Genomic DNA, 12,976 nt, shown 5'->3' with positions numbered 1-12,976 from the left:
CCTATGTTTTAGGCAACACTGAAACCCTATGACTAGGTACATCTAATACTCGCGACACGGCTTCCACAACCCATTCCTTTACCTTCATGTTCTCTACACCTTTAGCAGTGACAAACACTCCACTGACAGGCGGTTTATTAGTTTTTGTCAGTAATGGAACTTCGCGGTCCCCCTGCCGGATAAGTACTAGCTGCTGTTCCTTTGAATAATCCTCAATTTCTCTTTCCCCTCCGTTCTTATCTGTTTCATTCGTTGTCTGCTTTCCAATGATCAAGTTTTTGTCATATACTTTTTCTTCTGTTGCTGCTAAATTCACCATCAAATCCACTTCACTTACTCCCTGGATGTTTTCAAGCAGTGGCGTTAGCTGAGCTTCATACTCTTTTTCCAAATCAGCTACCGCCATGACGGGTGCCTCAGGCCCGCTTCCAGATGTCTGCTTATCGGCAGGCGGCTGAGGCTGTACCGTAGTATCAGGTGTCTGGAACAAGTTGCTGAGTAAAATAAAAAATACGCCAACCAAACCTATGATGATGAAATATTTTCTTTTATTTATTTTTTGTCCTTCCCCAGAAGATAAAGGGCTCAAGAGTTTATTCCACCATTTACTCATGATCTTCCTCCCACCGAATTTCAATTTGCTGCACATTTAACCCAAGTTTTCCGGCAACTAAATTCTTTATGTCTGCTTCATTCGGATGATTCGTTCCGGATGCGGTCTGGTCATTTGCAGAAATGACCACTTCTTCCACCACACTTTCTTCTTCTTGAGACGATAAAGTGAGAATCAGCTTGTCCAGTGATTCAACGCTGTAAGGTTCAGTAGAGAACTCAAAATCCGCCGTTTCTATTGATACCTTCTCTTCTTCAAGAGGGCCTTTCAGCTGGCCGGAAACTGCCTCCTCCACCTGTTGTAATGTATATGCATCTTGTCCACGCATTATTTCATTTTTCTTTTCTTCTATTTCAGCCTTTAGTTGTTCGGTTTCAAACCCTGCATTCATCTGCTGGTGAACCGATTGAACAATCTGATGGGGATTCACTTTCAATAACTGGAGGAGAGGGTCTATGATAATCAATAAAAGCAAAATGGCTAAGACCAGCCGGGCATATTTCTTCATCAATCCAGAAGGCAGAAGAGCATCAGCCAGTATCGCGAGTACTAAATAGAGTACAATTTCAGTTATCCATTGCGTAAAAACCTGCATCTTATCACCCTTATCGAACCATCATCGTAATATTGCTCGCTGCCACCATAATGACAATAACTAAGAAGAACATCATCGATACCATTAACAGCGCAGCAAATATATACATCATATGGCGGCTGACGATTACCATCGCCGTAACTACCGGTCCATCTCCAATCGGCTGGAGGATGGCGGCTGCAAACTTATAAACTAAAGCCAGGGCAAAAATTTTGAGTGCCGGAAATAGCGCGATCCCAAGTAAAATGACGACACCGGCAAGGCCTACCGTATTCTTCAACAAAAGAGAAGCTCCCAAAATAGTATCAGTGGCATCGGTGAATAGCCGGCCAACCACGGGAACAAAGTTACCGGTTACAAATCTAGCTGTCTTCATAGTGACTCCATCCTGAACAGCTGTTACGGTGCCCTGTACAGAGATCACTCCAAGAAACAGCGTTAGATAAGCTCCCATTATTGCCACCCCCACTTTTCTCAACAGTTCAGCTAACTGGTCCACCTTAAACCCACTGTTTAGAGAACCGATGACCATAAGTAAAGCAGAAGAAGTAAATAATGGAATGAGCAAATATTTTACGAGCAAACCGCTCGACTGGACAAGTGCGATGATAATCGGATGGAAAAATGAGATCGACATCAAATGGCTAAAGGAAGCCATTATTCCTAAGAGCAGAGGAAGCAGGCCGATCATAAAGCTGCTCATCTGCTCAATCGTAGCCGTCGTATATTGTATGACTTGTCCAAAGCTTTCAAGGGCCAGGCCGATCAGAACTAGATAGATCACCATGTAGGCGATTTTACTGACGACTGTGTTTTCAAACGATGACTGAATTGCCTGCAGTAAAGCACTAAACATTGTAAGAAAGAGCAGCGAACCCAACAGTTTTCCATTTGCAAGAAGCTCATGAAAGAGGAAATTAATAATTCCGGAAATCCACCCTGAAGATGGATTTCCTTGCTCGCTCCACTCAGAAATATCGTCGAATGATATGGAAGGCATGTATTCTCCGTATTGTTCGTGGAGTTTATCGTAATTCTTTTCGAGCTCTTCAGTGGAAATGTAATCAGTTAGTGTACGTACATTCTCTTCCGATGTGGAAGCATGGCTCATCATGGGATTAGTGAAAACGGCAATGATCAGGAAGCTTAGACATAATAAATATTTCATCTCGTACCTCACTATTCTCAACCTGCTGCCACAGGTATAAAGTCCAAGATTGTTTCAATAAGGGCAGTTATTATCGGTATGGCCAGCATCAGGATGAACAGTTTCCCGGCCAGCTCCACCTTGGATGCTAAAGCCCCCAGCCCGGCATCTCTGATTAATTGAGCTCCAAATTCGGTAATATAAGCGATCCCGATAATTTTTAAGATGGTTTTTAAATAAACAGCTTCTACCTGCGCCTGTTCGGCGATGTAGTGAAGAAGGGTAAAGATATATTTCACATGATCTAATACCGAGATAAAAATGAGCAGCGCTGTAAAAATAAGCAGTAAAAAAGCGATCGATGATTTTTGTTCTTTAAGCAAAACAATCAGTACAGTAGCTACCAGTCCTAAAGAGACAATCTGAACAATATCCATAGACCGCTACCCTTGATAGAGAAAAACCGACTTAATTTGCTGAAATAAATCCGCTAAACGGTGCAGCACGATAAAAAGAACGATAATAAAGCCTGTTAATGTAACGATCTGGGCAATTTCTTCTTTACCCATTTGCTTTAAAATGCTGTGAATCATGGCTACTATAATACCTATGCCGGCAATTTGAAACAGGATGGATGCGTCTTGCAGCACAACGTCCCCTCCCCCTTATCATATGAGTAGTAAAACAACTAAAAGTCCGCTTAACACACCAACCCCTCTCGCCAGTCTCTGATGCTTGCTTGATACTTCAATGGCTTCGTTTAACTGTAAATCGAGGTGATGAGATGTCAGTTTAATCTGTTTTTGCTGCTGGACTAAATCATGCTGGCCCAGCGTACTGCCAAATTGGACTAAAATGTCTAAATCACTTTTCGTCATAGAATTCCAGAACCACTGTTTCCGCAGCTCGGAAGCCCATAACGCACTAAAATCGGTACAAGTCCCTTTTTCACTTAATAGACCGGTAAAGAAATAGCATATTGGAGAAGGCAGTACTTTAGACAGCTTTTCACAGACTTCCCATAAAGAAGACTGGCTGTAAACCATTTCAGCTTCTATCATTTGCAAAGCACTTTTCCACTGCCTGATCTGCCCAGGTCTCCTTCTGAATTTAGCAGCAGTATCAAACCCGATCCACGTGGTAGCGACTAAAACGATTACGGCCCCGATCCATTCCATATCCTCTCTCCCCTTTTAATAGAGCCAGTTCCCTGCCAGATTCATTTAAAATTTGAACCCTGTTTTCTCCATCGATATTGAGACGTTCTAAAATAACATAGCGGTCAAAAATTTTTTCTTTCATCATGTGATGAATAGATGGACGTTTAGCCACAGATTCAAAACTCGAACCGTGGACACTGCAAATCACTTGCACACCTGAATAAACAGCTTCCTGTACGGCTGCAGCATCCGCTAATCCGCCCATTTCATCCACAATAATGACTTCAGGAGACATGGAACGGATCATCATCATCAGCCCCGATGCTTTCGGACACCCATCCATTACATCCGTCCTTTCCCCGACATCTAACTGCGGAACACCATCCTGACAGGCAGCAATTTCTGAGCGCTCGTCCACTATGGCGACTTTCTTAGAGCCCGGTTGATCGGCCCTTGCACCAGCCAGCTTTGCTAAGTTACGCAGTATCGTTGTTTTTCCTGAATGCGGCGGACCGACGATTAACGTGTTTAACCACTGGCCGTCTTCACATAAATAAGGCACGAGATTCTTTCCTGCTTGAAGAGAGGACCGGGCAATACGAATGTTCATAAAAGTAATATCCTTTAACGTGGCTACCTTCCCATTATCCAGGTTGGCTTTGCCAGCCAGTCCCACTCTGTGCCCGCCTTGAATCGTGATAAACCCTTCCTTCACTTCTTCTTTAAACTTATAAAGCGAAAAGTGACTGACCTGATTTAAAACGTATGACAAGTCGATCATCGTTATTTTAGAGGAGGGAATTGCGGTAACCCTGTCGGCGCTGACCACCTCAATCGGCTTTAACACCCTCAGTCTTATCTCCTGAACAGTCTTCCAATTTACGTACTGAGATAGAGTAGAATGATAGGTTTTTGGAAATAAGCGAATGACTTCCTCCATAATCAAAAGCTCCTTTTGTCAATGCTTTATCCTATATGTATGTCCAAAACTATTAAATTATGACCTCAACAAAAAGACGAAAAAAAGAGCAATCCCGATCGATGGGATTGCTCTTTCAGTTAATTATATTACCTTAGGCTCTTGAAACGTATTTGCCGTCCGTCGTACTTATTAACAGGACTTCTCCTTCATTAATAAAGAAAGGAACCTGAACCGTTAAACCTGTTTCAAGAGTAGCTGGTTTTGTTCCGCCGCTCGCCGTATCTCCTTTGATACCAGGCTCTGTCTCTGCTACTTTTAACTCAACATTTTTAGGAAGTTCGACACCGAGAGTCTCTCCCTGGAACGTCATGATCTGTACTTCCATGTTTTCTTTCAAATAGTTCAGCTGGTCGGAAATCTGAGCTCCTGGAATTTCAACCTGCTCATAAGTATCCGTATCCATAAAGGCGTGCATATCTCCTGCTGCATAAAGATACTGCATCTTTCTATTTTCTATATGAGCTTTCTCTACCTTCTCCCCGCCACGGAAGGTTTTCTCCTGAATGTTACCGTTACGTAAATTACGCAGCTTAGAACGAACAAACGCTGCTCCTTTGCCAGGCTTTACGTGCTGAAATTCCATAACCTGCCAAATCCCTCCGTCTACCTCGATCGTCAATCCTGTTTTAAAATCGTTTACTGAAATCATATACCCTGCCTCCTGTTATAAAGTAATAAGTTCTTTCGGTGCGAAACTTAATTTTTCATTGCCATTTTCCGTGATTACGGCGTCATCTTCAATTCTGCAGCCGCCAACATTAGGTACATAAACGCCTGGTTCTACTGTTACGACCATTCCCGGCTCGAGCGTAACATCCGACCGGAACGACAATCCCGGGCCTTCATGAACATCAAGACCAATGCCGTGCCCTGTAGAATGACCAAAGTAGTTCCCATAGCCTTTTTCCTTAATGTAATCTCTTGTAAGTGCATCTGCTTCTTTCCCTGTGATGCCTGCTTTTAAACCTTCCATCCCTTTTAATTGAGCTTGAAGCACCGTGTCATAAATATCTTTAAGCTCATCGCTTATCTCACCGACGGCTACCGTACGAGTGATATCTGAACAATACCCGTTGTAAAGGGCTCCAAAATCTAGAGTGACCAGCTCGCCATTTTGAATTTCCTTTTCAGATGCGACTCCATGAGGGAGTGCCGAACGAAAGCCGGAAGCCACGATAATATCAAAGCTTGAAGATGTCGCTCCTTGCTTTCTCATAAAAAACTCTAATTCATTTGAAACATCAATTTCTTTTATACCCGGCTTTATGTAATTTAAGATATGTTCAAAAGCGTCGTCTGCAATCTTGACTGCATCCTTTAATATACTAAGCTCATCTTCCGACTTTATCAAGCGTAAATTCTCTATTAACCCAGCGGTAGGTACTAATTTTTCTGTCAGTCCGCTTTGCAGACTTTCATACTGGCTGTACGTTAAGTGATCTTTCTCAAAACCTACTCTTTTTAGCCCCTGCTCCTTGATAAGCTTCGTAATTTCTTCTTGAAGTGGCACTTTATGTTCGATGACTTCAAACCCTTCCGCCTGTTCAGCTGCCTGTTCCATGTAACGGAAGTCTGTTATAAACAGTGCTTTTTCCCGGCTGATTAACAAAGCACCTGCCGTACCGGTAAAATTAGCAAGATACCTTCTATTTTTTGCACTCATCACCAGCAGCCCGTCCAGATTATTTTCTATTAATGACTGGCGCAGCTTGTTCAGGTTGGACATCATAAATTTCTCCCTTCACTTTCTATCTTTTGAATAAGACCCATGGCGGCCAGCCAATATCCATCGACACCGAAACCGACAATCTGGCTCAGGCAGACGGCGGCCAGCATGGAATGTTGGCGAAATTCTTCCCGCTTATGAACATTAGAAATATGAACCTCCACAACCGGCGGCTCTATAGCAGCTATCGCATCGCGAAGAGCAATACTTGTATGCGTATAAGCGGCCGGATTAAAGATGATGCCTGCCGCTTCCTTATTTGCTCTCTGCAGACGGTCCACCAGGTCGCCTTCATGGTTGGACTGAAAGGATTCCAGTTCGTACCCATGCTGGTCACATACTTCTTTGACCATTTCCACTACATCTTTCAAAGTAGTACTGCCATAAGTCTCAGGTTCTCTTTGTCCTAACATGTTTAAGTTAGGACCATTTAACAAAAGTAAGCGCTTCCCCATTCATTAACCATCCTTACTCTGTTTTGATATGAATAATCCCTATTATTTTACCATACTATGTTCATATCATCACTGAGGCTGATGGTTGTATTCCTGATACTCATAAGAAATTGAATAACCTGTAAACACACCATATAAAATAAACACGCAAATGTTTGTTACATAAGAATCACTCGACATCTCCGACCAGCTTGGAACTGCTGAGAACACAGGGTTTACAGCTACAAAAATAATAGCATAAAGCAAAAGACCATAAATCAGTCCCGGCCAGATCCCTTTTCTCGATTTAAATACTAAGTAGTATACCAGCGCGACTACTATTGATAACAGCCCCACGATAATAACCGCTAAGATTTCCGCAAGCAGAGATCCAGTCCAATCAGTCTGCCAAAAAGAACGGAAAATAAAAGTCGCGGCCGATACTTGAGTAAAGTTAAAGTAGTAAAAGACACTCCCAAGTGTACTCCAGATCAAACCGGCCATAAATCCGATCGTCAGCGTCTTAGCAAGTACACTTTGCGGCGGCTCTTTTTGCTGCTGCTGTCTTGGTTTATCTGACATGTTCATCACCTCATTCTTATATTTTCCAAAAACATAAAATTCATGCTCTCCTTAGACGTTTTAAGGCTAGTGAATGACGGAAATTTGCGGTAAAATATTAAGTATAGATAAAGTAATTAAAAAAATATTCTGCAGTGACAGAAAGTCCGATATTTTTTAAAGAATATTATTTAAAATATAGGTAAAAATGAAAAGAGCTCTTTATGATAGTCTTCTTTTTTCGCATATTCAATAGACTTTCTATAAATAAGTCGGTTAAACTTTCAAAAATATGCAATTTGATGATAGAAGACGTCCTTATAGTGGTATAGGTACTATTAATGGGGTATTTCTAAACAGGATTTTAATGAAGGAGGTTCTATATATGTCAAGAAACTGGATGACATCACTGATTTATTCTCTTATCGCCCTGGCCATTTTTTACGTAGGGATTCAATTATTCACGAACACATCATCGTTTCTCTCTTCTATAATAATGATGATCGGTATTGCAGTCCTGATTTACGGCGCGCTTTATTTTTTCATACTTCGCCATCGTACAGGCGGAGGTGGAGGCGGCAGCCGCAATGAAATGAAAAAATATAAACAAGCTGTTAAGCAGTCCAAGCAAAAATACAAATCTCCAACTGTGAAACCTAAGAAAACACAGCCGTCACCAGTAAAGCCGTCTCTAATGCAGAAGAAGAAACAGCGCCGCAGAAGCGCTGCCCATCTCCGCGTGATTGAAGGACAGAAAAATAATAAAAGAAAAGATCGAGCCTCATTTTAAAATGAATGGCTCGATCTTTTTTATCTTGACCAGCGCTTTAAAAAAAGCGAAGCTTGATTTTTTCCGATCTCAAGAAGCTCTTGTTTCTGAGATTCGCTCAGGCAAAAATCTGTCGTCTGCACTCCTGTTACAGGGATAAAAATCACATCCCGGCTTTTTGTTACAGATATATAGCGGCCGTCATGTGCCTGCTTCATCGTCCGAAACAGAGCGTGAAACATCTGGATTGCATTTTTAATCTTTTGCTCGGGCAGCTGATCAGGAGGATCGCTCAACTGCATCCCAATAATCGGCCTTTTTCTTCTTCCGTGTTCATTTTCAAGCAGCCAGATTGGAAAGTTACTAAGCACGCCTCCATCGACTAAGAGCGAGCGTCCTTTCTTGCCGTGAAGTTTTACCGGCATAAAAAAATATGGAAGGCTTGAACTGATCCTTACAGCTTTGGCTACAGAAAAGGTGTGCGGATCTATGCCATAAACTTCCTGTAGATCATCTGGAATCACGACCATCCGTCCTAAGGTAAGATCGGAACATATGACTTTCAAACTGTTTTCAGGCAAGTGGGCAAAGGTCCGAATGCCTTTTTTAGAAAGCCACTTATCAATCAGCTGTTCGAGACGATTTCCTTTATAGAGCCCCATCCGGTAATAGAGAAACATCCATTTGGAAAATGGCATAATTCGATCAGTGAGCGGCTGATCAATAACTTTTTCCAAAGAGAGTTCTTCCAATATAATTTTTAAGTCTTTCGCTTTGTAACCGGCAGCGAGCAGGCTGGCCACAATGGCTCCTGCTGAGGTTCCCGCTAGACGCTGAAACTTATAATGGTTTTCTTCCAATACTTCAAGGGCTCCAATAAACGCTAAGGCTTTTACACCGCCACCTGAGAATACGCCATCTACATTCACGCCCATCCCCCCACGTTTTATATATAGAAGGGAAGGCGAATGTCTAGAACTTCACGATAAAAAAAGACGCCACTATTTCTGCAAAGCTTTGTGCTGACGTACGAGCAAATCACTTCGCTTTGGAGCGGACGAACGCCAAAGCCTCCATGCGAAAACCCTCACTCCGGAGTCTCGGATCACCCGTTATTCTGCAGGAGACTCGCGGTATTCACCAAGCAGATGTTTCTGCACCTAAAAAAGCTATCGAGACTTTCTCGACAGCCTAAAGACGACTTTTAGTCCGTCTTTTAATCTTCATTATTCTGTTCTTCGTTCTTGCGCTGAACTTCTCTTAATTCTTTAAGCCGTTCATTATTTTCGTCGAAATATTGGACTAAGTCTCCGATGCGATCAATTGAATTCCAGCTTAAGTGATGCTCAATGCCTTCTACATCTTCATAAATCTTATCTGCATCAACGCCGATAATCTCTAGAAACTGCTCGAGTAATTCATGGCGGTATACGAGGCGTTTGCCGATCTTCTTCCCTTTAGCTGTGAGAATCAGCCCGCGGTATTTTTCATAGTTCAAGTACTTGTCCCGGTCTAATTTCTGAACCATTTTCGTTACCGATGACGGGTGAACTTGCAGATTCTCTGCTATGTCAGAGACGCGGGCGTACCCTTTATCTTCAATTAATATGTAAATTTGTTCGATATAATCTTCCATACTTGGCGTCGGCATGGTAAACCCCCAATACAGCTTTCGGTATCTTTTCATGAAAATGATACACTAGATTCCCTTTAAAAACAAGGAAGCGGCCGTTCGAATAAAAGGGCTGGCCTATCCTATCTTATACTGGCACCGGGAACACAGATCGCTCGCTATTTGCAGATGCACGCCCGAGCCTCCACGAGTAACCCTCGGTGCGGCGGCTCGGATCGTCCATTTTTCATCATGTGTCTCTCATCTTTGCTCCCTTCTCCTTGTGAACCGAATATTTCCCTTAGTTACGCAATATTCCTTTCAACCAACAAAGCCTATCCTATTTATTTTCCAAACCTGACATTCATTTTCAGAAATTCAAAAAAACAGCTGCCGAGAATTTCTCGACAGCTTGTTTTATTTGCTTTTAATATTTGTTTATAGTCCACATTTCAGCTGGGCATTACAATTGGTGCATGTATTACAGCCGCCAATATCTTCAACCGTACCTTTGCGGCAGACCGGGCAGGTATCTCCCACCTCTGATCCAATGGTTACATTTGTTTTCTCAAGTTCATGGACAGTATCCATTAATACAACACGAGGCTTCTTATCCTCTTCAAATTCAAATTCGGTCTGCTCTCCATCAAAGGCGTTTTCTTCTGCCTTTAAAGTAAGAACCTGGCTGTCACGGCTTCCGTCTACATAGACTGTACCGCCTTTTGCACCTCCGTGATACAGGCGCTGATAAACTTTTTCTACCTGTTCCACTGAATAGCCTTTTGGTGCGTTTACCGTTTTAGAAATTGAGCTGTCGACCCAGCGCTGAATAATGCACTGTGTATCCGCGTGAGCTTCCGGTGTCATCGTCATGGCTGTTATAAACCAATCTGGAAGGTTTTCTGGATCCTGATCAGGATTTCTATCCAAATATTCCTTCACAATATCGGCTTTTACTTCAATAAATTTACCTAAACGGCCGCTTCTATAGTAAGAGAAGGAGAAGTAAGGCTCGAGCCCTGTACTTACTCCGACCATTGTTCCGGTACTTCCGGTAGGAGCAACAGTCAGAAGGTGAGAGTTACGGATTCCATATCTCAAAACACCCTCTTTAATATCCTCCGGCATATCTTTCATATAGCCGGTTTGGATGAAGTTTTCTCTTAATTGCCTCGTTTCTTCATCAGTTTTTCCAACTAAGAACGGGAAGCTTCCTTTTTCTGCAGCAAGTTCAATGGATGCGCGATAAGCGGTTGTTGCAATAACTTCAAAGATTTCATCAACCAGCTTATTACCTTTTTCAGAACCATATTCTGTTTCGCAGTAAATTAAAAGGTCATGAAGACCCATTACCCCAAGTCCGACACGCCGCTCTCCAAGTGCCTGCTTTTTATTTTCTTCTAGGAAGTAAGGAGTAGCATCGATAACGTTATCCTGCATTCTTACGCCTGTTGCCACTGTTCTCTTAAGCTTATCAAAGTCCACCTTCTTCGCTTCTTTATCTGCAACGGATGCAAGGTTAACAGCTGCTAGGTTACAAACAGAATATGGAGCAAGAGGCTGTTCTCCACATGGGTTAGTCGCTACCACTTTCTGGCCATATGCATTTGCATTTGTTTTTTCATTTGCATTATCAATAAAGAAAATGCCCGGCTCTGCTGAATATGTCGCACAAATGTTGATCAGGTTCCATAATTCAGCTGCTTGAACAGTACGATAGGTTTTAACTCCCATTCCTCGCGCTTCCCATTCCCGTACATCGCCGCTTTCCTGCCATTCTTCATTATAAACGGCCATTTCTTCCGGTGTGTACGATTCTACATCCGGAAATCTTAATCGATATTCGGTTTCATTTTCTACAGCTTCCATAAATTCCTTTGTAATACATACGGAAATATTGGCTCCTGTCAGAAAATCAGGGTTATTCACTGTATAAGTTCCGCCAGTACTCAGCTTTTCTTCTGCTTCACGAATGGCAGCTTCGGTAAAACCGCCAAGACCAGGCATTGATTTATAGTTCACAACGCTTTGATACAGGTCTCTTTCGGTTTCAGTTAAAGGAGTAAACTTCAGCTTGTCCTTCGCCAGGCTTTTAATCTGTTCATCTTCGGTATTCTCGATCAAATACCTCAGAATTCTTGGGTTCTGCATTTTTGAAATGATGAATTCAATAATATCAGGGTGCCAGTCCGACAGCATAATCATTTGTGCACCGCGTCTTGAACCTCCCTGCTCTACTAAGTGAGTCAGCTTGGCGATATCATCAAGCCAGGATACAGACCCGGAAGACTTTCCATTTACCCCTCGGGCAAGTGTGTTACGCGGTCTAAGAGTAGAACCATTTGTTCCAACACCGCCGCCTCGGGACATAATCTCCATAACCTGTTTGCGGTGATCAGAGATTCCTTCCCGTGAATCCTGAATGTAAGGCATAACATAACAATTAAAGTACGTAACGTCTGTATTTGACCCGGCTCCGTAAAGCACTCGTCCGGCAGGAATAAAGTTTAAGCTTGATAGTTCTTCATAAAACTTTTCAAAGCTTTCCTGTCTTTTCTGTTCATCCACTTCTACTGCAGAAAGACCGGTGGCATTCCGCAGTGCGATCTGCTCGTAATATACTTCCAGAGGTTTATCGATCGTGTCGAGATTTCGAGTGATTAATCCGGTTTCCCGCTCCTCTTCCCCTTCGAGCACATTCACGAATTCTGGTTCAACTTTTACCACTGCTTTGTGTGTCTGCCAGTCAATGTTCTGGATGAACCCAAATCCACGTGCTGGGAACTTTGGATCGTCTTTAACCGTCAGGACAACGAAATCCCCTTCAGATAAAGAGATCTTTTCCGTATCTTTAAAAGCATAGCGGTCGAGCATAACTAAGCGAGATACCCCGCTATGGGTCAGCTTCATATCTGGTGTAATTTCATGTACTTGTTCAAACTGTCTTATGTCTGCATTTAAGCGGTCAATATCAATTTTGGAGTTAGCGTCACTGCTAGTGGGCGTTATCTGCATCCAAACCTCTCCCTTCTTCCATGCTGCCGTAGAGGAAGCACGTAGAAACAAATATTTATAAGTCTATTAGTAACATACCACATTTACAAAATCTTAATCAATATATTGTACTGAAATATATTTCGACCTCCATATATTGTGTTATTGAACAACATTGTAGAACTTTGTCAATTTAAAAAACTTCCAATAAATCAAGTGAAACAGAGATAATGAAAGAAAAATACCTTCAATTTCTCTGCCACTAGATTTTTTCTCACTTGCATGATTGTAAATGATGGAGCGGGTTTCGTCCAAGAAAAATAATTATCATTCTCCTGAGCTTTTCAAATAAAAACTTTGAAATCAACCGCTATCCCTCATAT

15 protein-coding genes are annotated in these 12,976 nt (G+C 42.3%); 1 reads left to right on the top strand and 14 read right to left on the bottom strand.

Going from position 1 to position 12,976, the window contains the following annotated elements; translation table 11 throughout:
* Position 1: 1 nt before the first annotated feature.
* The 11 genes from spoIIIAG to HUS26_RS05365 form a co-directional block, all read right to left on the bottom strand.
* Positions 2-613, bottom strand: a complete 612-nt coding sequence (spoIIIAG, locus tag HUS26_RS05415; protein WP_173916184.1) for a stage III sporulation protein AG — start codon at positions 611-613, stop codon at positions 2-4.
* Positions 606-1,208: a stage III sporulation protein AF gene (spoIIIAF, locus tag HUS26_RS05410; protein WP_173916183.1), complete on the bottom strand. Its 603-nt coding sequence runs from the start codon at positions 1,206-1,208 to the stop codon at positions 606-608. The genes spoIIIAG and spoIIIAF overlap by 8 nt, the downstream gene beginning before the upstream one ends.
* A 10-nt stretch (positions 1,209-1,218) precedes the next feature.
* On the bottom strand, positions 1,219-2,376 hold the full coding sequence (spoIIIAE, locus tag HUS26_RS05405; RefSeq protein ID WP_173916182.1) for a stage III sporulation protein AE: 1,158 nt from the start codon (positions 2,374-2,376) through the stop codon (positions 1,219-1,221).
* 17 nt (positions 2,377-2,393) lie between these two features.
* Positions 2,394-2,792: a stage III sporulation protein AD gene (gene spoIIIAD, locus HUS26_RS05400; RefSeq protein WP_173916181.1), complete on the bottom strand. Its 399-nt coding sequence runs from the start codon at positions 2,790-2,792 to the stop codon at positions 2,394-2,396.
* A 6-nt stretch (positions 2,793-2,798) separates the two neighbouring features.
* The gene (gene spoIIIAC, locus HUS26_RS05395; protein WP_173916180.1) at positions 2,799-3,005 is read right to left on the bottom strand and encodes a stage III sporulation protein AC; all 207 of its coding nucleotides are present in this window, start codon (positions 3,003-3,005) and stop codon (positions 2,799-2,801) included.
* 18 nt (positions 3,006-3,023) lie between these two features.
* Positions 3,024-3,533, bottom strand: a complete 510-nt coding sequence (gene spoIIIAB / locus HUS26_RS05390) for a stage III sporulation protein SpoIIIAB (RefSeq protein ID WP_173916179.1) — start codon at positions 3,531-3,533, stop codon at positions 3,024-3,026.
* Entirely contained in the window at positions 3,478-4,455 is a 978-nt protein-coding gene (gene spoIIIAA, locus HUS26_RS05385) for a stage III sporulation protein AA (protein WP_173916178.1), read from the bottom strand. Before spoIIIAA ends, spoIIIAB begins: the two co-directional genes overlap by 56 nt.
* Positions 4,456-4,588: 133 nt before the next feature.
* A complete protein-coding gene (efp, locus tag HUS26_RS05380; RefSeq protein ID WP_173916177.1) occupies positions 4,589-5,146 on the bottom strand; it encodes an elongation factor P in 558 nt (185 codons plus the stop codon).
* 15 nt (positions 5,147-5,161) lie between these two features.
* Positions 5,162-6,223 (bottom strand): Xaa-Pro peptidase family protein, encoded by a 1,062-nt coding sequence (locus HUS26_RS05375; protein WP_173916176.1) that lies wholly within the window; start codon positions 6,221-6,223, stop codon positions 5,162-5,164.
* A complete protein-coding gene (gene aroQ / locus HUS26_RS05370; protein WP_173916175.1) occupies positions 6,223-6,678 on the bottom strand; it encodes a type II 3-dehydroquinate dehydratase in 456 nt (151 codons plus the stop codon). Before aroQ ends, HUS26_RS05375 begins: the two co-directional genes overlap by 1 nt.
* Before the next feature lie 69 nt (positions 6,679-6,747).
* Complete coding sequence (locus tag HUS26_RS05365; protein ID WP_173916174.1) at positions 6,748-7,239, bottom strand: YqhR family membrane protein; 492 nt, start codon at positions 7,237-7,239, stop codon at positions 6,748-6,750.
* Between the two features lie 364 nt (positions 7,240-7,603).
* Between HUS26_RS05365 and HUS26_RS05360 the strand changes: the two genes are divergently transcribed.
* Positions 7,604-8,008: an SA1362 family protein gene (locus tag HUS26_RS05360; protein WP_173916173.1), complete on the top strand. Its 405-nt coding sequence runs from the start codon at positions 7,604-7,606 to the stop codon at positions 8,006-8,008.
* A gap of 20 nt (positions 8,009-8,028) precedes the next feature.
* Here HUS26_RS05360 and HUS26_RS05355 read toward each other — a convergent pair whose 3' ends face one another.
* The 3 genes from HUS26_RS05355 to HUS26_RS05345 form a co-directional block, all read right to left on the bottom strand.
* Positions 8,029-8,922, bottom strand: a complete 894-nt coding sequence (locus HUS26_RS05355; RefSeq protein WP_371809552.1) for a patatin-like phospholipase family protein — start codon at positions 8,920-8,922, stop codon at positions 8,029-8,031.
* Positions 8,923-9,203: 281 nt separating this feature from the next.
* Positions 9,204-9,638, bottom strand: coding sequence for a transcriptional regulator MntR (gene mntR, locus HUS26_RS05350; RefSeq protein WP_173916171.1), 435 nt, complete (start codon positions 9,636-9,638; stop codon positions 9,204-9,206).
* A gap of 399 nt (positions 9,639-10,037) precedes the next feature.
* Positions 10,038-12,614 carry a vitamin B12-dependent ribonucleotide reductase gene (locus tag HUS26_RS05345; protein WP_173916170.1) on the bottom strand — a complete coding sequence of 859 codons (2,577 nt, stop codon included), beginning with the start codon at positions 12,612-12,614 and terminating at the stop codon, positions 10,038-10,040.
* Positions 12,615-12,976 lie beyond the last annotated feature (362 nt).

This window comes from Halobacillus sp. Marseille-Q1614 (assembly GCF_902809865.1).
GTDB lineage: Bacteria > Bacillota > Bacilli > Bacillales > Halobacillaceae > Halobacillus_A.
The sequence above is the reverse complement of the archived record's forward strand: the minus strand, read 5'-3'. Positions and strand labels throughout refer to the sequence as shown.

Coding starts and splice junctions, on each gene's coding strand:
- spoIIIAG (WP_173916184.1), bottom strand. CDS start 613: ATGAGTAAATGGTGGAATAAACTCTTGAGCCCTTTATCTTCTGGGGAA.
- spoIIIAF (WP_173916183.1), bottom strand. CDS start 1,208: ATGCAGGTTTTTACGCAATGGATAACTGAAATTGTACTCTATTTAGTA.
- spoIIIAE (WP_173916182.1), bottom strand. CDS start 2,376: ATGAAATATTTATTATGTCTAAGCTTCCTGATCATTGCCGTTTTCACT.
- spoIIIAD (WP_173916181.1), bottom strand. CDS start 2,792: ATGGATATTGTTCAGATTGTCTCTTTAGGACTGGTAGCTACTGTACTG.
- spoIIIAB (WP_173916179.1), bottom strand. CDS start 3,533: ATGGAATGGATCGGGGCCGTAATCGTTTTAGTCGCTACCACGTGGATC.
- spoIIIAA (WP_173916178.1), bottom strand. CDS start 4,455: ATGGAGGAAGTCATTCGCTTATTTCCAAAAACCTATCATTCTACTCTA.
- efp (WP_173916177.1), bottom strand. CDS start 5,146: ATGATTTCAGTAAACGATTTTAAAACAGGATTGACGATCGAGGTAGAC.
- HUS26_RS05375 (WP_173916176.1), bottom strand. CDS start 6,223: ATGTCCAACCTGAACAAGCTGCGCCAGTCATTAATAGAAAATAATCTG.
- aroQ (WP_173916175.1), bottom strand. CDS start 6,678: ATGGGGAAGCGCTTACTTTTGTTAAATGGTCCTAACTTAAACATGTTA.
- HUS26_RS05365 (WP_173916174.1), bottom strand. CDS start 7,239: ATGTCAGATAAACCAAGACAGCAGCAGCAAAAAGAGCCGCCGCAAAGT.
- HUS26_RS05360 (WP_173916173.1), top strand. CDS start 7,604: ATGTCAAGAAACTGGATGACATCACTGATTTATTCTCTTATCGCCCTG.
- HUS26_RS05355 (WP_371809552.1), bottom strand. CDS start 8,922: ATGGGCGTGAATGTAGATGGCGTATTCTCAGGTGGCGGTGTAAAAGCC.
- mntR (WP_173916171.1), bottom strand. CDS start 9,638: ATGCCGACGCCAAGTATGGAAGATTATATCGAACAAATTTACATATTA.
- HUS26_RS05345 (WP_173916170.1), bottom strand. CDS start 12,614: ATGCAGATAACGCCCACTAGCAGTGACGCTAACTCCAAAATTGATATT.